Here is a 20,500-nt window from a genome sequence, read left to right as displayed (position 1 = left end):
TTTTTATTAACAACTTATTGTGATAACTCTACTTCTTTTATTTTCTCTTTCATTCTTGCTTTATCACGATCTAAAATCTCTTTTAAATACTTACCTGTATAAGAGCGCTCTTCTTTCACTACTTGCTCTGGCGTTCCGGAAGCAACGATTTGTCCGCCTTTGTCTCCGCCTTCTGGTCCAAGGTCAATAATATAATCAGCTGTTTTAATAACATCTAAATTATGCTCAATTACAAGTACCGTCTCACCACTCTCAACAAGACGTTGCAACACTTCTAGAAGGCGTGCAATATCATGTGCATGTAAGCCAGTCGTTGGCTCATCTAAAATGTATAACGTACGCCCTGTAGAACGACGATGTAATTCAGAAGCTAATTTCACACGCTGCGCCTCACCACCTGATAACGTCGTAGCTGGTTGTCCTAATTTCATATAACCAAGCCCTACATCTACAAGTGTTTGAAGTTTACGCTTAATTTTCGGGATATTAGCAAAGAACTCTACCCCATCTTCAATTGTCATCCCTAACACTTCAGAAATATTCTTATCTTTATATTTCACTTCTAACGTTTCACGGTTGTAACGTTTACCGTGACAAACTTCACATGGAACATACACGTCTGGTAAGAAATGCATTTCGATTTTAATAATTCCATCACCGCGGCACGCTTCACAACGGCCGCCTTTTACGTTAAAGCTGAAACGTCCTTTTTGATACCCACGTACTTTCGCTTCATTCGTGTGCGCAAATACATCACGAATATCATCAAATACGCCAGTGTATGTCGCCGGATTTGAACGTGGTGTACGCCCGATTGGTGATTGATCAATATCAATAACTTTATCTAACTGCTCAAGACCTTTAATTTCTTTATGAGCCCCTGGCTTTGCTTTCGCTTTATATAGCTTTTGAGCTAATGATTTGTATAGTACTTCATTAATTATCGTACTTTTTCCAGAGCCCGATACGCCTGTTACTGCTACAAATGTTCCTAGGGGGAATGACATTTTCGCATTCTTTAAGTTATTTTCTTTCGCACCGACAATCTCCACTTTACGTCCGTCACCTTTACGTCTTTCAAGTGGTACCGGAATAAACTCTTTACCGCTTAAATATTTCCCAGTTAATGAATTCTCGTCTTGCATAACTTCAGCTGGTGTACCTGCTGATACAACTTGACCACCATGAATACCTGCACCAGGTCCGATATCAAGTAAATAATCAGCAGCCATCATCGTATCTTCATCATGCTCAACAACAATTAACGTATTTCCTAAATCACGCATTTCCTGCAATGTACGAATAAGACGATCATTATCACGCTGATGCAAACCGATAGAAGGCTCATCAAGAATGTAAAGTACGCCAGTAAGGCGAGAACCAATTTGTGTCGCTAAACGAATACGCTGCGCCTCACCACCTGATAAAGTTCCTGCGGCACGACTTAACGTTAAATAATCTAAACCGACGTTCACTAAGAACCCAACACGTTCCTGAATTTCTCTTAAAATTAAATGAGCAATTTTTTGTTGTTTCTCCGTTAACTCAACAGTTGAGAAGAACTCCTGTACTTCTTGAACAGAATATTTCGTTACATCGGCAATCGTTTTATCACCAACGAAAACAGCTAAACTCTCAGGCTTTAAGCGTCCACCTTTACACTTCGGACAAGCTTGCTCTGCCATATATTTCTCCATTTGCTCACGAATATAATCAGAACTCGTCTCACGATAACGACGCTCAATATTCGGAATAACACCTTCAAATAAAATCTCATTTTCCTTTACTTGACCAAATTCATTCACATAGCGGAAATAAAGCTTCTCTTCCCCGCTTCCGTACAGCACTTTATCAAATAAATCCTTCGGTATATCTTTCACCGGCATATCCATATCGATGCCGTAATGATTACACACAGATTTTAATAATTGCGGGTAATATTGTGAACTTGTCGGTTCCCAAGGAGCAATCGCATGTTCATTTAATGATACATCCCAGTTCGGAATAACAAGTTCTAAATCTACCTCTAACTTCGATCCAAGTCCATCACAAGAAGGACACGCGCCGAACGGACTATTAAACGAGAACATACGCGGCTCTAATTCTCCGATTGAAAAACCACAATGTGGACAAGCATGATGTTCACTAAATAGAAGTTCTTCCTCTCCCATTACATCGATTAAAACTCGGCCCCCGCCAAGCTTTAAAGCACTTTCTAGTGAATCTGCAAGTCGGCTTGCAATTCCTTCTTTCACAACAATACGGTCAATAACAACTTCAATTGAATGCTTCTTATTTTTTTCTAAAGTAATCTCTTCCGATACATCCAGCATCTCTCCATCAACGCGCACACGAACATAACCTTGCTTCTTAATATCTTCTAATACTTTCGCATGCGCACCTTTACGCCCTGACACGATAGGCGCTAGCACTTGCAACTTCGTACGTTCAGGATATTCAAGAACACGGTCTACCATCTGTTCCACTGTTTGTGATGTAATTTCAATTCCATGATTCGGACAAATCGGCGTACCAATTCGTGCGAATAATAAACGTAAATAATCATAAATCTCCGTTACCGTTCCAACCGTTGAACGAGGATTACGACTCGTCGTTTTTTGATCAATTGAAATCGCTGGAGATAAACCTTCAATCATATCCACATCCGGCTTATCCATTTGCCCTAAAAACTGGCGCGCATACGCAGATAAAGATTCCACGTATCTACGCTGTCCTTCTGCATAAATCGTATCGAATGCTAACGATGATTTCCCCGAACCAGACAATCCCGTCACAACAACAAGCTGATTTCTCGGAATGGTTACGTCAATATTTTTTAAATTATGCGCTCTAGCACCTTTTACAACAATAAAATCTTTACTCACTCTTTTCACCCTTCCGCTTTTAATTCTAATAGTAAATCTCTTAATTCAGCTGCACGCTCGAAATCTAATGCCTTTGCTGCTTCTTTCATCTCTGCTTCCATCTTCGCAATTGTATTTTCACGTTCTTTTTTCGTCATCTTCTTAGCTGGTGTTGCTTCATATATTTCCGTATCCTCAGCTGCTGTTGTCGCACGAATAACGTCACGTACTCCTTTTTGAATCGTTTTCGGCGTAATACCATGCTTTTCATTGTAAGCTTCTTGTATACTACGACGACGCTGTGTTTCTTCAATTGCAATTCCCATTGATCTCGTTATGCGATCTGCGTACATAATAACGCGGCCGTTTGCATTACGCGCCGCACGACCAATTGTTTGAATTAATGAACGCTCTGAACGTAGGAACCCTTCCTTATCAGCATCTAAAATAGCTACAAGTGATACTTCTGGAATATCTAATCCTTCTCGTAATAAGTTAATACCGACAAGTACATCAAACTTACCAAGGCGAAGATCACGGATAATTTCAATACGCTCTAATGTTTTAATTTCAGAGTGAAGATAATTCACCTTAATTCCTACATCTTTTAAATAGTCCGTTAAATCCTCTGACATTTTCTTCGTTAAAGTCGTAATTAATACACGTTCATTTTTCGCAATCCGGTCATGGATTTCTCCTAATAAATCATCTATTTGTCCTTCAATTGGTCGTATATCAATTGGTGGATCTAAAAGCCCTGTTGGACGAATAATTTGTTCTATTGCTTTCGGTGACTGCTCTAACTCGTACGGTCCTGGCGTTGCCGAAACGTAAATAACTTGATTCGTTTTCTCTTCAAACTCATCAAACGTGAGCGGTCTATTATCTAAAGCTGATGGCAGACGGAATCCATGATCAACAAGCACTTGCTTACGTGCTTGGTCCCCGTTATACATCGCTCTTACTTGCGGAACCGATACGTGCGACTCATCCATAACGATTAAGAAATCCTCTGGAAAATAATCTAAAAGCGTATACGGCGTTGAGCCTGCTGGACGAAGTGTTAAATGACGGGAATAGTTTTCAATCCCTGAACAAAAGCCCATCTCGCGCATCATTTCTAAATCATAACGCGTTCGCTGTTCTATGCGCTGCGCCTCTAACAACTTACCGTTATCATTTAATTCTTTTAAACGCTCTTCTAATTCTTTTTCAATATTTTCAATAGCGACCTTCAGCTTTTCTTCACGTGTAACGAAGTGAGATGCCGGGAAGATTGCTACATGATCACGTTCTGCTAATACTTCACCCGTTAATGCATTTACTTCTCGAATACGATCTATTTCATCCCCAAAAAATTCAATTCGAATACAATGCTCATCAAGTGATGCGGGGAAGATTTCAACTACATCTCCGCGCACACGGAATGTACCACGCTTAAAATCAATATCATTACGTCCATACTGTACATCAACAAGTTCACGAAGCAATTGATTGCGGTCCTTTTCCATACCAACTCGAAGCGAAACAACTAACTCGCGGTATTCTTCCGGAGAACCTAAACCGTATATGCACGAAACACTCGCAACGATAATAACATCATCTCTTTCAAATAAAGAAGACGTTGCCGAGTGGCGTAATTTATCAATTTCATCGTTAATTTGCGCATCTTTTTCAATAAACGTATCCGTATGTGGTACGTACGCTTCCGGCTGATAATAATCGTAATAACTAACAAAATACTCCACAGAATTGTTAGGAAAGAAATCTTTCAGCTCACTATATAACTGTCCTGCTAACGTTTTATTATGAGCCATTACAAGTGTTGGCTTCTGCACTTCTTTAATGACATTTGAAATCGTAAATGTCTTACCCGTTCCTGTCGCTCCAAGCAACACTTGCTTTTTCTTTCCACTATTAATTCCCTCTACAAGCTTCTCTATCGCTCCCGGCTGATCACCTTGCGGGGAATACTCTGAGATAATTTCAAATGGATGTTCCAACTAAAAACCGACCTCCTCATAAAAATCTGTATTATTATTTTACCACGAATGCCCATAAAAAACCTAAAAAAACGAACAGATATTCGGTAAAGTTTTCGACAAGTTATATATAGAAAAAGGAAGGAATAAATACTTCCTTCCTCTACTAACTCTATTTTTTAAGTACATATAATAAGTCATATCCATTGCGCCCATTTTCATTCGTACAATCTATTAACCTATATACCGTTTCTGATTCACGTTGCTCTTTAACAATCCTTTTACAACTATCTTTATGTAACCCTTTATGGTCACCAGCAAATTGATCTTGTCTATTATCTAACACATAAAGTATATCTTTCTCACTATGCTCTAACGTTTGAAAAATCGGGTCACCTTCATGTGTATACTGTACAATTCTTATTTTATCAACTTCCCCTTGTTCCACATTCCAAACGAACTTCTCGAATTTATCTAGATTAGAAATTTCCGCCCCCTTTGCAACGACATCATTCTTCTTATCAATTGCACTGTTAGGTTGTGAACATGCTACTAAACTAAAGAGAAATAAGCATATAAAACCTGTTCTTTTTCCTATCGTTATCCTCTCCTATACAAACTATTGGTATACTAGAAAAAAGCTACTTTCCTCTATGAAAGTAGCTTCTTATTTCCTTTCTCCTTCTTCGGAAAAATAACATATGAAAATGAAATCGCAGTATCCGCTAAAAGAATAATAGCCCATACTTGGCTTACACGGCTTGCTGCTTTATTTAAAACGATTCCTGACTCTAACCAATTCCCCCACTGTTCTACTGGAATAAGCCCATACATGAAGAAAAAGAATATATGAACAGCAATAAACAAAATAAGATGTAAAATCCAATTTTTTATTTCCTGCTTCGCATGCGCCATCCCTGTTACTTCAAGTGGTTCTTCGATAATAGGCGCCGGTTCATTCCGCCACTTCGCAACTAATTTTTGTACATATATATCTAATTTCTTCAAATCCTTTTTCCCATAAAAAACTGCATATAATAAAATGATTACCGTAATGATTTGAAAATTAGAGAACTTCCCTGTTTGATAGTAGTCTACTACTCCTAAAGTTAAAATAAACACTTCATTTACAAGTAGCACAATCCCCATAATAAAACTTGCCTTTTTCAAGCGAAATCCATACCTTAGTAAAAAGAATCCGATAGCTGATAACCAAAATACAATCTCTGCCCCAATTAAAAAATACCAACGATATTCTGCAAGTATACTCATTTATCCCTCTCCCTTTCGTCATATATACGAAAAGCCTCATCCATATATAATAGAAGCTCTTCTTCAATTGGATACATACTCATTTTCTGTGAATCTTCTTTTGACTTTCTTACTTCCCACAATTTATCTAAAAATGCTTCATCACCATTTGCCATCTCTAAACACTTCTGCATTAATTTCTTTGTTGCGCCTTGTACCTCATCACATGATGCTTCCTTACCGTCTTTCATAAAGTTACGTAGTTGCTTTAATAAATTTACCCATTCTAAAACATTCGGGTCTTCTTCACTCATGTTCGGCAAATTATGAAGCAACTTTTGTTCTCCCTTTGAAAATACTTCATTTTGAAATATTTCACGTATACGAGACGACTGTTTCGAAAGCTGAATAAGTTCAAACATAACTTTCCAATCAAGTTCTCCTTCCACATCTACCGAATAAACAACAGCTTGTAAAACACGCTCCATTCGATTGAATTTCTTTTGTTCTTCCTGTACAAACCGAAGTTGTTTTTCAAGAGAATCCTTTAAGTTAAGCTCACCTTTTACTAACATATTCGCAGCCTCTTTTAATGAAAAACCCATTTCTTTTAAAAATAAAATTTGCTGCAAACGAACAACATCTCTCTCGCTATATAACCGATGTCCTCCATCAGTTTTCCCACTCGGCTTTAATAAATCAATTTGATCATAATAACGTAACGTCCTTACTGTAACCCCTGTTTCCCTCGTTAGTTCTTGAATTGAAATCAACTCCATCACCTCTTCTCCTTCATTATAAAAGGTGACGTAACGTAACTTTCAAGTAGTTTGTAAAAAAAATACAAAAAGCTATTTATACCTTTTGTATAAACAGCTTTTATGGAAATAACCCCTTTTGTATAGCACGCCCACAAAATAAAATAATTGCCCCTACAACAACACTTGTTGCTGTTTTATGATAATGCGCTAAAATTAATAAATAGTATGATAAACCTACAGCACCAATCATAATACATACACTTGGCACTGGATTACGAGAGAAGTTTTGTATTCCCCAAAACAAAGCAAAAATAGCCGTAGCGACACATAATACCGGTAATCCCATCCCAGTTCCCCTTTTTCTATCTATTCCTTGTTGCTAACACACTCGTCGATGCCATACTTATTAATAAACCAAAAATAGCAATATATAATAACTCATTTACATGTACTACTTGCCTATCTAAATACTTATTTACACAAAGATACATAATGAACAAAAAAACGCAGCTTGTAATACAAATCGTAAAATATGACTTCATATTGTTCACAACTCGCTCATCAATTGACGGTACTCTCTCTTCTTTCAAACGCTTCTGTTCTCTATATTCCGAAATGCCATATAAAATGACTAGTGCTACATTCGATATGAAGATCGTTCCCCACGTAATACTTAAAATCATTAAACTCACATTTAAAACAAGACCCGCTAAAAACAAACTTCCTATGAACCGTATAATATCTTACTTACTCATACATGATCAGCCTCTTTTTGATTTCTATATTTCCATTTCGGCCAATAGTTCACAAAGAAATAAACAAACTGTCCTAATACAAATAAAACAAACGGCATGCCCGCATTTCCATAAATAATTAAATTATACAAACTCCATACCGCTAAACTCATTGTTAAAAACAACCCTAAATATTTAAACGCTTTATCCGATTGAAATCTCTCAAATTCATCTTGCATTTTCATTCCTCCTATCGTTATGCTCGTTTTCCCGCCATTACTCCTATGATGAGACTACCAGCAAATAAGAAACTACATACAATGAATATTTCTGGAATCGGTATAGTAATTCGCCCTATCGCTTTGCTTGCAACAATATAAACAATAAGCAAAAGAAATGCGAATATAAATGAGACATTTACATACTTTTTTATATTTTCATTTACCCGCTCATCTATATCTGGAAGTTCTTCTTTTTTGTACTTCCGCTTTTTGTAATTCATATACAATATCAGAAATACAATTGCTAAAATGTTACTAACTATAAGCGATAACATCGGTATGGATGGGTCCATAATACGAACTAAAACGTCCCCTCCACATAATCCTAAGACCGTAGCGCATATACAACTTTTTAGTATCGTTCATTTTCTCTCCCCTTACTCCAGCGTAAATATTTCCTCTACCTTCATTCCAAAATATTTGGCGATTTTTAGGGATAACTCTAGACTTGGGTTATAGTGGTGGTTCTCAATCGCCACGATTGTCTGCCGCGTCACTTGCATCGCCTTTGCCATTTCAATTTGCGTTATATGATGTTGTTTTCGTAATTCCTTAATTTTATTTTTCACACCCATAGGCTCCACCTTCGAAAGTAAAGATATCTTTACTTTAATTATAAATATTTTCCAAATCCAAGTAAAGATATCTTTACAAAAAAAGGTAAAAAAAAGAGACATCTATAAGATGCCTCTTTTTTTGCTACATAAATCCTAACGCATACACAAGAACATACCCAAGAACAGATAAGCAAACCGAGCCAATCAACCCTGCCACAAATGCTCTGCTTCCTAATTTGCGGAACGTTTTAAACTCTACATTTAAACCTAGCCCTGCCATCGCCATTGCGATAAGCATGTACGCAATTACTACAATGTATCCGGCAATAACTTCTGGGATAATCCCAAGCGAATGCACCGCACTCATTGCTAAAAATCCGAAGATGAACCAAGGAATCGGAAGGTCGCGCCACGATCTTCTTTCCTTGCTTTCCTCGCTCTTACCAAACCATAATCCAATTAAAATCGCTACTGGCACAAGCATCGCTACGCGCGTTAACTTCACAATAACCGCGATGTCTACAGCCGTGCTACCTCCTGGCGCTGCAGCCGCGATAACGTGAGCGATTTCGTGCAGCGTCGCCCCTGAGAACACCCCGTAACCGTAGGGTGAGAAGCCAAGCACTGGGTATAATAGCGTATAAATAAGTGTAAATATTGTACCTAAAATTGCAATAATTGCTGCCCCGACTGCTGTTTCTTCATCTTTCGCTTTCACTTGCGGTGCAATTGCCACGACCGCTGCCGCACCGCAAATTGCCGTCCCACATGCTGTTAAAATTCCAAGTTTCTGTTCTACTTTAAATACTTTCGTTAGTCCATATACAACGAAAATTGTAAATGTAATAACAACCGCTGCGATGACCAATACTTTCGGCCCTGCCTTCGCAATATCTACAAGATTTAACCGCATTCCAAGTAAAATGATCCCAAAGCGAAGCAACTTCTTACTCGCAAAGTTCGTTCCCACTATCGCTTCTTGAGGAATCCCGATTGCGGCGCGCCAAACCATCCCGATTAGAATAGCGATTACTAATTGTCCCATAATATTTAAAAATGGAAGCTCTGCTAAATATTTCGCGGCAATGGCGATTAATAACGTAATCCCAATACCTTGCGAAAATCCAAAGCCCTTCTTCTTTTGTATAACAAGTGTTTGTTCCACTTTGTACCACCCCAATAATCGTATTGGAACATGCATGTTCTTTCTAGTTACATTATAAGAGAGTTTTAATAATAAGTTTAATATCAATATTGAATCCCTATCATCAGAAATACTTATGATAAAATAAAAGCAAAAATAAAGGGGCCTAACAAATGAACGTCGACATTTTAAAGATCTTTGTTACTGTCGTTGAACAAAAACATTTTTCGCGTGCTGCGGAACTATTAAACCTTTCACAACCTGGCGTTAGTATGCACATTCGCAACTTGGAAAATGAATTTGGGACTACACTTATACAGCGCTCCCCAAAGCACGTCCAAGTTACGGAAGCTGGAAACATATTATACATACACGCAAAGCAGATGCTCTCACTTTATGAAGATGCAAAACAGGAAATTAATGCGCTGCATAACGTCGTAACAGGGACACTTCGCATCGGCGCTAGCTTTACAATTGGCGAATACTTACTTCCAAAAATACTTGCGCGCTTTGCCAATGAAAATGCACACGTCGAAGTTCATACATTTATCTCCAATACGGAAGAAGTTTTGCAAAGCCTCCGCTCTAATCAAATTGATATCGGCTTAGTGGAAGGCCAAGTCGTATACGCTGACGTAGATGTTGAAACTTTTATGCAAGATGAAATGAAACTCGTCGTCCCGCCAAACCACCCATTGCTCCATATCGAGGGAATTAACGAAAATACATTGCAAGATCAAGTCTGGGTATTAAGGGAGAGCGGCTCTGGCACACGTGCCTATAGCGATCGCTTTATACACCAACATCATTTAAAAATGAAGCGCTTCTTTACATTTAGCAGTATTCAAAGCGTGAAAGAAGCCGTTGCAGCCGGTCTTGGCATCGCTATCCTTTCAGATTGGACTGTTCGAAAAGAACTATTAGCACAAGAAATATTCCACATCCCTGTTCCGAACGAAGAGCTAATCCGTCCATTCTCCATCGTGCGCGGCAAATATTTTATCCCGTCTAAAGCTATTCAAGTCTTTTTAAAACACGTAGATTCTTTTGCGAAAAAACAGAGTTGACCTTCACATTAGTGTGAAGGTTTACAATACATGTAAAAGGAGTGAAACGCATTGCGAATTGGAGAGTTATCAAAAGAAACTGGGGTTAGCGAAAGGGCACTAAGACATTATGAAGAAAAGGGATTACTCCCTTCGAAACGCCTAGCAAATGGCTACCGTGATTTTGATGAAAGTGCAATCGAAAAAGTAGAGCTGATTCAAATGTACTTGCAAATCGGCTTAAATTTAGAAGAAACAGAACGAATGCTACGTTGCCTTGAAATCGAGCCACATCTTTACGAAAATCCGTGTAGTAGTATCCTTGCACTTTACGAAGACAAACTTGATGAGGTAACGAAGCAAATCACATTACTTTCCAACATTCAAACGAATTTGCAAAAACACGTTTCACTCCTAAAACAAGCAAAAGAAAAGGGATGATTACATGTTTGTTATACATGGCAGTTCAAGACAAAACGGAAATACGGAAGCTTTAACACATATGGTGATTGATGGGATTGAAACAGAACAAATTTACTTGCGTGATCATATCGTCCACCCAATCATAGATCAGCGCCATGATGTAGAAGGATTTCAACCTGTAAATGATGACTACGAGCAGTTAACCAAACGCATGCTAGAGCACGACACGATTATCTTCGCTACACCGCTATACTGGTACGGAATGAGCGGCCATATGAAGAACTTCGTTGATCGCTGGTCACAAAGCTTGCGTAATAAATCTCTTCATTTCAAAGAAAAAATGAAAGGCAAAAAAATGTACGTTGTCATCGTTGGCGGAGACAGTCCAAAACTGAAAGCATTGCCGCTTATCGCCCAGTTTCAATATATCTTTGATTTTGTTGGTTCATCATTTGAAGGGTATATTATTGGGGATGCGAATGGACTAGATGAAATCAAGAACGATGCTGAGGCGCTGGCAAAAGCACAATTGTATAATAATAAATTCAAAAATAGCACACAGAAATAAGTTTGACAAATCCATTTGTATGCGCATACAATAAAAATAATATTATGAAAGGAAGGTACTTTGACCAATGAAGTTCTAATTCTCTTATTTATTTCATCCATCACAAATAGTGAACAAAAATGATGAAAACTAGCAGAGGATTAGTCTGTCCATTTGTCGATACTTCCTTTCGATACGATCATGTAAAAAATCGTTTATTTATGTACGATTTTTACATTGAAGGGCGACATTTATCCTCTCTAGTGAAACTAGGGAGGTTTTTTTATGACTATTTTAATCGCACGTAATATCGAAAAGAGCTTTGGTGATCGCACCATATTTACGTTACCATCACTAGAAATTCAAGCAAACGATCGTATAGGGATTGTCGGAGTCAACGGAGCTGGAAAATCTACGTTATTACAAATATTAAGTAAAGAAATAGAAGCTGACAAAGGCACAGTAACTCATCATAGTTCTATCGCCATCATTCCACAGCTTAGCGAGGGGATACCGGAAACCGCTTCTTCCCTCGCTAAGGGCAAATGGAATATTTCAAACGTCGCAAATTCAATGAGTGGCGGTGAACGAATGCGCCTAAAGATCGCCCATGCCCTCGAACAAGATGCAGGCATTCTATTTGCTGATGAGCCAACAAGTCACTTAGATATGTTCGGTACAGAGCAATTAGAAAAGGCACTTTTATCTTATAAAGGTGCACTTGTTTTAATATCGCATGATCGTGATATTTTAGATGCCATATGTACAAAAATCATCGAAGTTGAAGACGGTACTATTCAAGAATATAAAGGTAATTATTCAAACTATCGAAAGCAAAAAGAACGTGAGCGAATACAAAAGCAAGCAGAATATGATCAATATATACAAGAAAAAAATCGGTTAGAACAGTCAATTTCACAAAGAAAGCAACGTGCTTCTAGCATGACAAAAATCCCAACACGGTTCAGTTCATCTGAATCTAAACTTTATAAGTGCAGCGGGGCTCATGGGCAAGAAAATGTTAGCAAAGTAGCGAAAGCACTAGAAACACGCCTTGAAAAGTTGGAACAGAAAGAAAAACCGAAGGACTTTTCTCAAGCTCAGTTTGACGTACAATACCACACACCAATTCATAGTAAAGCAGTTGTTCAGTTTAATAAAACAACGAAGAAAATAGGGGATCGCACACTATTTAAAAATATGAATGGAACAATTGTCCCTGGGGCAAAACTTGCTATTTTAGGGGAAAACGGAAGCGGAAAAACAACTTTTTTCAAAATGCTTCTCGCGAACGAGCGTGGCATTCAGCTTTCGAAAAGTTGTAAAATTGGATACTTTGAACAAACATTATCTATTTTAAAAACAGATAGAACAATTTTAGAAAACGTTCTAGAAGAAACAAACTATACAGAATCGTTCGTTCGAACAATACTTGCAAGGCTCCTATTCCGCCGTGAAGATGTTCATAAACCTGTGCACATCTTAAGTGGTGGAGAACGCATGAAGGTTGCACTCGCAAAAGTATTTTTAGGAAACTATAATATGCTTCTGCTCGACGAACCGACAAACTATTTAGACTTGGCAACGCAAGAAGAATTAGAAAGCATGTTACAGGAGTATCCTGGTACAATACTTTTCATTAGCCATGACCGTGCCTTCATTCGTTCTGTTGCAGACCATATTCTACAAGTAGATGAGAGAGAGCCAAGAATATTCCACGGCAATTACGAGCAATACACAAAAAGAACAACCGAAGCTTCTGTAAACGTTACTGAACAAGAATTATTGAGGTTACAAACAAAATTAACTGAAATCATCAGCCGGATTTCTATCCCAAATCAGCATGATGACATCGCATTTCTAGAACAAGAATACGAAAAATTATTAGTTCGAATTCGGCAGTGTAAAGAAGCGCTCTAACGTCTTCCCCATATATCGACGGGACCTTCCAGATTTCCCAAGAAATATCGAGGCTTCGACATAGAATATCACCCTACCTATCATGTTAAACACAATAACAACAAAAAGCCGTGCACCAGCACGGCTTTTCACTTTATATACGAACAGCAGTCCCGCTCACCGCAACCATTAGCATCCCTTCGCGAACGACTTCGTAGTCGACGTCGATACCAACAATCGCGTTCGCATTTTTTTGTCTTGCGAGAGTTTTCATCTCTTCCATTGCAATGTCGCGCGCTTCTTTTAATTTACTTTCGTAGGCGCCTGCGCGACCACCGACAACGTCACGGACAGAAGCGAAAAGGTCACGCACGATATTCGCACCCATGATTGCTTCGCCATTAACGATATCGATATACTCAATAATTTCTTTCCCTTGAATTGTAGAAGTTGTTGTTACAATCATGCTTTATAGCCTCCCATATAAGATTTCCACTTACTTATGGTGCACTAATTCAGCAGAAATTATATTTACGAACTAAACTGCGCCTCATACAATCGGCTGTAACCCTCGCCTCGTTTGATTAGTTCCTCATGTGAACCTTGTTCTGCAATACCGTCTTTATTTACAACGACGATGCGATCTGCATTTTTAATAGTTGCAAGCCTGTGAGCGATAACTAATGTTGTACGGCCAACAGATAGTTCTGCAAGTGATTTTTGGATAGCAAGTTCTGTCTCTGTATCTAGCGCAGAAGTTGCTTCATCTAAAATTAAAATTGGCGGGTTCTTCAAGAACATACGGGCAATTGCTAAGCGCTGCTTTTGTCCTCCTGAAAGTTTCACACCACGCTCACCAATAACTGTATCTAAACCGTCTGATTGCGAGTAAATTAAGTCCTCTAGCTGAGCACGTTTTACCGCCTGCCAAATTTCAGATTCTGAAGCTTTTAAGTTTCCGTAAGCGATATTTTCACGAATTGTTCCTGAGAATAAGAAAACATCTTGCTGTACAATTCCGATTTGCTTACGAAGTGACGATAACGTCATCTCTTTGGTGTCAATGCCATCAATTTGAATTGATCCAGATGATTGTTCATAAAAACGAGGTAATAAACTACATAGTGTTGTTTTCCCTGCCCCTGATGGTCCAACGAAAGCAACTGTTTCACCTGCATGTATTTTCAAACTAATATCGTTTAAAATCGGCTCTTTATTTTCATATCCGAACGTGATGTTATTGTATTGAATATCGCCGTGTACATGTTTAACTTCTATTGCATCTTTAGAATCTACAATATCCGGCTCTGTTTCCAGAAGTTCTACATATCTTTTAAAACCAGCGATTCCTTTCGGATAACTTTCAATAACCGCATTAATTTTTTCAATTGGGCGGAAGAAAATATTCGTTAATAAAACGAATCCAATAAATCCACCGTACGTTAATTCACCTTGCAGAACAAACCATGTACCACATATTAATACAAAGAGTGTTACAAGACGCATCAGCATATAACTAATCGATGAATTTAACGCCATAATTTTATACGCCATTAATTTTGTTGTACGGAAACGAGCATTATTTACAGCAAATTGCTCTTTCTCAAACTTTTCATTTCCGAATGCTTGTACAACGCGGATACCACCTACATTGTTCTCGATACATGCATTGAAATCAGCAACGTCTGAGAATAAACGTCTAAACGTACCTGTCATTTTTTTATTGAAGTAAAGTGCCAACCATAATAAGAACGGGATTACGAAGAATGTTAGAAGTGCTAACTTCCAGTTAATCATCATCATAAATGAAAATGCTCCAACTAAAGTCATAATGGCAATGAATAAATCTTCTGGTCCATGGTGAGCAATTTCCCCAATTTCCATTAAATCGTTTGTAAGACGTGAAATTAAATGACCTGTTTTATTATTATCAAAAAATCTGAATGATAGCTTTTGAATGTGATCAAATAATTTCTGCCTCATATCTGTTTCAATGTTAACCCCAAGCATATGTCCCCAATATGTAACGACATATTGCAAACCTGCATTTAACACATAAACTACGAACAAGCCGAAACAAGCCCATAAAATAAGCGTCCAATTTTGTCCTGGTAATAACTTATCAATAAATTGATTTACGATAAGCGGGAAACCAAGTTCGAGTAAACCTGCGATAACTGCACAGGAAAAATCGAGTACGAATAAACCTTTGTACGGTTTATAGTAAGAAAAAAATTTACGTAGCATATCTTTCCTCCCTTTTCCAAATTAAAAGACTCTCTAAATGATAACCATTATCAAATAATTATTCAAGTTATCCGTCTATGAAACTAAAAAAACCTTCATCTATATTTGATGAAGGTTTCCATTTTATTTTATATAGCTTCCGAATCCCACTCGTGCTCTTGCTGAACAAATACAACACCTAATTCATGATGTCCCCCGGCGTATAATGCCGTTTGAGCAAGACGAAGCTCACCATTTGTATCTACTACTTCTAATTTACAAAACGCTCCTGTCGTCTTCGTTTGAAGCGCGTCATAAAACTCTTCGGTACTTCTTGGAATGATTCCATTTACTTTCGTAATAACTTCTCCAGGCTTTAAATTCATCTCTGCCCCAATTGTATTAGGAATTGTATCTAACACAACAAGTCCATCATTACGTGCGGCAAAGTATGCTGGTCTTTTCTCGTCTGCAATTTTCTCTTGCATCGAGATTGTAAAGCGTCCAAGCATTGCGACTCCCATCGCGATAATTGCAAGTACGTGCCACCAGTAACTTGCGATACCTAAAACGAGTACGAGCCCCGCTAAACCATAGACGCGTCTTCCTGTAAATAATAAAGCTTCCGTCGGCTCATAACTTCTAACCTTTCTCATAAATCCAATTAAAAATGGAACGAGGAATAAAGAGTATGTAGTCGAACCTATTGAAACGACAGGCCACCAAGAAATAAATCCTGTCACCGCGTCTCCTGGTATAAGAATAAATACTGGTACAAGCCATAAACGATTGGATTCATGTAGTCCAATTCGTAGCCCACGCTTACCTTTGTTAATTTTTGGTGTAGAATAACGAACTGCATTTTTAGAGATTAATAAACCCTCTACAACGAGCATAACGCCTAGTAAAATAGCAAGGGATACAATCGTACCCTCTTCACCTTCTCCAAGCTGTAAGAAGGAAACTGGCATCTTAGACGATAACAACACGAGTGCAATCGCGATTCCGAAAGTATAAGCTACAGATAAATATCGATACATAGCAGTTAATCCGAATAATAACGTCCAAAGTAAAATTGCCCATAAACTCGCTTTTGAAACAACAAGCCCAAGCCCAATCGTAATAATAGATACGATTAATCCGTACCCAATACCTGCAAATAGAGTTGTTCGTAGTTCAAACCAAATATCATATACTTTAAAAGAAAAATCTTTTCGTTCTCGTAATATACGTAAGTATCCAACGAAGATACTACTAATTAAAAATACATAGACAGCAGGGTGTAAGAAAAAACGTCCAACCGCTCGTAGTATTTCAAAAAGCCATGCCTCCACGAATTCATTCACCACCATTTATATCATTCTTTCTTTTTATCTTATCATATTTAACACATAAAAAAATACAGGCATCAAAGTGCCTGTATTCTTTCTTATTTCGCTATTAATTTCAATGCCGTCTGTAATTGTAAATCATTTTCTCCAGAACGGATTTTTTCAATGATTTTAGTTTGAATCGCTTCAGCTGTCTTTTTATCAAGTTGCCCTGTCGCTTCCATCTCATTCGCATTTTGGAATGCTTTTAGTGCTGATTCTGTCTCTTTGCTAAAGTATCCATCTTCACGTCCTGGTACATATCCTAGGCTCTTAAGCATTTCTTGCGCGTGTTTTACTTGTACATCATTTGAATTGTATGAAAGTGTCTTTTCAATTTGAATTGGTGTCGCATGATAATAATCTGGTTGCTTCACTTCTACAGTTGGCGCGATTCCTTTTTTATGAATCCAATTGCCATCTGGTGTTAACCATTTAAACATTGTTAATTTAATGTTGCTGCCATCTTTAAATGGAACAGCCTGTTGAACAGTACCTTTACCAAACGTTTTTTCACCAATTAAATCGTATCCTTCTCCTTCTTTTAGCGCACCAGCTAAAATCTCTGAAGCAGAAGCACTTCCATTATCAATTAATACTGAAATTGGATATGACTTTCTCTCTTTCAGTTCCGTAGAGAATTTCTTCTTCTCACCATTTCGCTGTTCTACTTGTAGCATTGGCTTTTTATCTGTCATGATGTCTCCTAGTATATCTTCTACACTATTTAAATAACCGCCAGGATTACCACGCACGTCAATAACTAAGCCTTTTATGTTTTTCTTCTCTAGCTCTTTTAACTGATCCTTAAATTCTTTCGCAGTATTTTCAGCGAAAGAAGTAATTTGCATATAACCGATATCTTTTCCGCTATCTTGCTTTACGGAACTAAATACAGTGAAAATCGGAATCTTTTCACGCTTAATTTTAAATTCTATCGGATCAGCCACTCCTGCGCGCTTAATTTCAATTGCAACAGTCGTTCCTTTTTTACCACGAATTTTTAATACTGCTTCTTCACGTGATAAATCTTTCACACTATTTCCATCTACAGATAAAATTTGGTCATTCGGTTTAATTCCTATCTTTTCTGCTGGTGAACCTTTAATTGGCGATACGATAATAAGCTTACCGTCCGTCTTGTTCACTTCAGCTCCAATCCCTTCAAGTTCAGGATCTAATGACTGACTAAACTGTTTTGCCGTTTCTTTATCCATATACGTGGAATAAGGGTCCTTCAGCGTAGACAACATTCCCTGTATCGCACCTTCGACTAATTTGTCGTCTTTCACGTCTTCCACATAACGTGAATCAATTAGTGCATACGCCTCATTAATCTTTACCAAATTCCCTTGCGCTGTGCCAGCATTACCATTCGATACTGTTTGCGTTACATACGCTGGGTTTATCCCAAACCAGTACATACCACCAAACATCCCGCCAGCACCAATTAAAAATGCAACAACCATTCCAATAATTGCAACTCTACGTTTCAATGCGGAATTCCCCTTTCCAGAACACACAGGTGGTGTAGCAAAAGGCATCACACGATGTGTGATGCCTTTACCTATTTCTACTATATGATAAGCTTGTACGAATTATGTTTGCAACTTTTTATACTTTTAAGAAGCGACGAATTGACATTACACTTCCCCACATACCGATTAATGCACCGATTAACATTAATAAACCAGCTAATTGGAATACGAATGGGTTGTATGGTAGAAGCTCGAAAATTGTTCCGCCAAGTTTTTCATTAAACACACCTTGCAACGAATTATACATAACTAAAATTAGGCCAATTGGAATAATTGATCCTAATACTCCTAGGAATAATCCCTCTAACAAGAACGGCCAACGAATAAACCAGTTTGTTGCACCAACAAGTTTCATAATTTCAATCTCAGTACTACGAGCATAAATTGTAATTTTAATTGTGTTAGAGATTAAGAACATCGCTGTGAATAGAAGACCCGCAATTAACGCAATCCCGATGTTACGACCAGTTTTTACAGTATCAAATAATTTTTCAACTTGACCTTTACCGTATTGAACATTACTTACAAACTGCATTTTCTCAATCTTTTTCGCAATTGTTGCCGTATCTGTTGGTTCTTTCGCCTTTACAACAAATACGTTTTTCAGTGGGTTATCTTGCTCAAATAACTCGAACGTTTTTCCACTATCGCCTAAGCTTTTAATTAAACGTTTCAGCTCTTCTTCTTTAGAAGAATATTTAATAGAATCTACTTTCGCAATTTTACTCATATCTTCTTCTAATTTCTTTTGATCAGCTTCTTTTGCTGCTGGATCAACATGCACACGAATTTCTACATCTTGCTCTACTTTCGTCGCAAAATGGTTCATATTCATAATCGCTGTCAAAAAGACACCTACAAGTAATAATGTAACTGTTACTGCACTTACAGAAGCAAATGTCATCCATCCGTTACGGGATAGATTTTTCACACCTTCTCGCAAATGTCGACTAAGGGTTTTAGCCTTCATATCCGTATCCTCCCTCAATCTCGTCTCGAACAATTTTTCCGCCTTCAATTGCAATTACACGATGACGAATTGTATTTACGATATCTGCGTTATGTGTCGCCATAACAATCGTTGTACCACGCTCATTAATACGTTTAAAAATCTTCATAATATCAAGAGCTGTTTCAATATCTAAGTTACCTGTTGGCTCATCGGCAATTACAACCTTTGGCTTATTTACAATCGCTCTTGCAATCGCCACACGTTGTTGCTCTCCGCCCGAAAGCTCATTTGGAAGTGCATCAGCACGCTCTTCAAGACCAACAAGACCTAACACTTCTGTAACGCGCTCACGAATCGCTTCCTTCTCTTCTTCAATTACTTCTAAAGCAAACGCAACATTCTCATATACCGTTAATTTAGGTAGCAATTTAAAATCTTGGAAAATTACGCCTAATTGACGACGGAAATATGGAACATCTCTTTCTGCTAATGTTTCAATTACAAGTCCATTTACATTAATTGATCCTGTAGATGGCTTCTCTTCACGATACATCATTTTAATAAATGTAGATTTTCCGGCTCCACTCGGTCCAACTACGTATACGAATTCACCTTGTTTAATGTTAACTGTGAGACCAGCAATGGCTTTCATACCATTTGGGTACTCCTTATAAACATTCGTCATTTTTATCATTATTTATCACCCAATACTTAATGATTTTTTTAGAAATACTTTTCTGTACATTTGAAAATAAAAGAAAAACCTTTATTTTCATTCGACCATTCTTGTTGAAGGTAGCTTCCATACATGCTTTTTATTAGCAACGCTACTCTATGTAATATATTTCATCAAAATTCTACAAACCCCATTGTAACATCAATCGGTTTCCAATTCAGATACAATTTTGTTACAGTTATGTTACAT

Annotated in this window: 20 protein-coding genes and 1 pseudogene; 4 read left to right on the top strand and 17 right to left on the bottom strand. The window is 37.8% G+C overall.

Features of this window, described 5'->3' with window-relative positions:
• Positions 1 to 14: 14 nt before the first annotated feature.
• From uvrA to JFU54_RS06080, 11 genes and pseudogenes are all read right to left on the bottom strand, one after another.
• The gene (uvrA, locus tag JFU54_RS06130) at positions 15 to 2,885 is read right to left on the bottom strand and encodes an excinuclease ABC subunit UvrA (protein WP_002016096.1); all 2,871 of its coding nucleotides are present in this window, start codon (positions 2,883 to 2,885) and stop codon (positions 15 to 17) included.
• Between the two features lie 5 nt (positions 2,886 to 2,890).
• Positions 2,891 to 4,867: an excinuclease ABC subunit B gene (gene uvrB / locus JFU54_RS06125; protein WP_002016097.1), complete on the bottom strand. Its 1,977-nt coding sequence runs from the start codon at positions 4,865 to 4,867 to the stop codon at positions 2,891 to 2,893.
• Between the two features lie 151 nt (positions 4,868 to 5,018).
• A complete protein-coding gene (locus tag JFU54_RS06120) occupies positions 5,019 to 5,450 on the bottom strand; it encodes a DUF4362 domain-containing protein (RefSeq protein WP_080448042.1) in 432 nt (143 codons plus the stop codon).
• Positions 5,451 to 5,497: 47 nt separating this feature from the next.
• Positions 5,498 to 6,118, bottom strand: coding sequence for a hypothetical protein (locus tag JFU54_RS06115; protein WP_016102252.1), 621 nt, complete (start codon positions 6,116 to 6,118; stop codon positions 5,498 to 5,500).
• Entirely contained in the window at positions 6,115 to 6,876 is a 762-nt protein-coding gene (locus JFU54_RS06110; protein ID WP_012261977.1) for a MerR family transcriptional regulator, read from the bottom strand. Before JFU54_RS06110 ends, JFU54_RS06115 begins: the two co-directional genes overlap by 4 nt.
• Before the next feature lie 100 nt (positions 6,877 to 6,976).
• Positions 6,977 to 7,204 (bottom strand): hypothetical protein, encoded by a 228-nt coding sequence (locus tag JFU54_RS06105; RefSeq protein WP_002034710.1) that lies wholly within the window; start codon positions 7,202 to 7,204, stop codon positions 6,977 to 6,979.
• Positions 7,205 to 7,220: 16 nt separating this feature from the next.
• Positions 7,221 to 7,541 carry an ATPase gene (locus JFU54_RS06100; protein WP_234816578.1) on the bottom strand — a complete coding sequence of 107 codons (321 nt, stop codon included), beginning with the start codon at positions 7,539 to 7,541 and terminating at the stop codon, positions 7,221 to 7,223.
• 68 nt (positions 7,542 to 7,609) lie between these two features.
• Positions 7,610 to 7,831 (bottom strand): hypothetical protein, encoded by a 222-nt coding sequence (locus JFU54_RS06095; protein ID WP_201063983.1) that lies wholly within the window; start codon positions 7,829 to 7,831, stop codon positions 7,610 to 7,612.
• A 17-nt stretch (positions 7,832 to 7,848) separates the two neighbouring features.
• Positions 7,849 to 8,239 (bottom strand): annotated as a pseudogene (locus JFU54_RS06090) (hypothetical protein).
• 11 nt (positions 8,240 to 8,250) lie between these two features.
• Complete coding sequence (locus JFU54_RS06085) at positions 8,251 to 8,448, bottom strand: helix-turn-helix transcriptional regulator (RefSeq protein WP_002016109.1); 198 nt, start codon at positions 8,446 to 8,448, stop codon at positions 8,251 to 8,253.
• Positions 8,449 to 8,572: 124 nt separating this feature from the next.
• Positions 8,573 to 9,595, bottom strand: coding sequence for a YeiH family protein (locus tag JFU54_RS06080; RefSeq protein WP_201063979.1), 1,023 nt, complete (start codon positions 9,593 to 9,595; stop codon positions 8,573 to 8,575).
• 152 nt (positions 9,596 to 9,747) lie between these two features.
• Here JFU54_RS06080 and JFU54_RS06075 point away from each other — a divergent pair, with 152 nt between their 5' ends.
• The 4 genes from JFU54_RS06075 (at position 9,748) to abc-f (ending at position 13,510) form a co-directional block, all read left to right on the top strand.
• On the top strand, positions 9,748 to 10,641 hold the full coding sequence (locus JFU54_RS06075; RefSeq protein ID WP_044439365.1) for a LysR family transcriptional regulator: 894 nt from the start codon (positions 9,748 to 9,750) through the stop codon (positions 10,639 to 10,641).
• A gap of 51 nt (positions 10,642 to 10,692) precedes the next feature.
• Positions 10,693 to 11,061, top strand: coding sequence for a MerR family transcriptional regulator (locus tag JFU54_RS06070; protein ID WP_002016114.1), 369 nt, complete (start codon positions 10,693 to 10,695; stop codon positions 11,059 to 11,061).
• Between the two features lie 4 nt (positions 11,062 to 11,065).
• Entirely contained in the window at positions 11,066 to 11,611 is a 546-nt protein-coding gene (locus JFU54_RS06065) for a flavodoxin family protein (RefSeq protein ID WP_002016115.1), read from the top strand.
• 264 nt (positions 11,612 to 11,875) lie between these two features.
• Positions 11,876 to 13,510: a ribosomal protection-like ABC-F family protein gene (gene abc-f, locus JFU54_RS06060; RefSeq protein WP_201063977.1), complete on the top strand. Its 1,635-nt coding sequence runs from the start codon at positions 11,876 to 11,878 to the stop codon at positions 13,508 to 13,510.
• A 133-nt stretch (positions 13,511 to 13,643) separates the two neighbouring features.
• Here the strand turns inward: abc-f and JFU54_RS06055 are convergent, their stop codons facing one another.
• The 6 genes from JFU54_RS06055 to ftsE form a co-directional block, all read right to left on the bottom strand.
• On the bottom strand, positions 13,644 to 13,955 hold the full coding sequence (locus JFU54_RS06055) for a heavy metal-binding domain-containing protein (RefSeq protein ID WP_002068307.1): 312 nt from the start codon (positions 13,953 to 13,955) through the stop codon (positions 13,644 to 13,646).
• A 65-nt stretch (positions 13,956 to 14,020) separates the two neighbouring features.
• Complete coding sequence (locus JFU54_RS06050) at positions 14,021 to 15,736, bottom strand: ABC transporter ATP-binding protein (RefSeq protein WP_201063970.1); 1,716 nt, start codon at positions 15,734 to 15,736, stop codon at positions 14,021 to 14,023.
• A gap of 128 nt (positions 15,737 to 15,864) precedes the next feature.
• On the bottom strand, positions 15,865 to 17,049 hold the full coding sequence (locus JFU54_RS06045; protein ID WP_172798714.1) for a PDZ domain-containing protein: 1,185 nt from the start codon (positions 17,047 to 17,049) through the stop codon (positions 15,865 to 15,867).
• 95 nt (positions 17,050 to 17,144) lie between these two features.
• A complete protein-coding gene (locus tag JFU54_RS06040; protein ID WP_012261984.1) occupies positions 17,145 to 18,581 on the bottom strand; it encodes a S41 family peptidase in 1,437 nt (478 codons plus the stop codon).
• A gap of 118 nt (positions 18,582 to 18,699) precedes the next feature.
• Entirely contained in the window at positions 18,700 to 19,593 is an 894-nt protein-coding gene (gene ftsX, locus JFU54_RS06035) for a permease-like cell division protein FtsX (RefSeq protein WP_002089596.1), read from the bottom strand.
• The gene (gene ftsE / locus JFU54_RS06030) at positions 19,583 to 20,269 is read right to left on the bottom strand and encodes a cell division ATP-binding protein FtsE (RefSeq protein WP_003192357.1); all 687 of its coding nucleotides are present in this window, start codon (positions 20,267 to 20,269) and stop codon (positions 19,583 to 19,585) included. Before ftsE ends, ftsX begins: the two co-directional genes overlap by 11 nt.
• Positions 20,270 to 20,500: the final 231 nt, after the last annotated feature.

The organism is Bacillus sp. TH19, assembly GCF_016651075.1.
Lineage (GTDB): Bacteria > Bacillota > Bacilli > Bacillales > Bacillaceae_G > Bacillus_A > Bacillus_A mycoides.
Note: the sequence above shows the minus strand (reverse complement) of the source record. Positions and strands in the feature narration are given on the sequence as shown.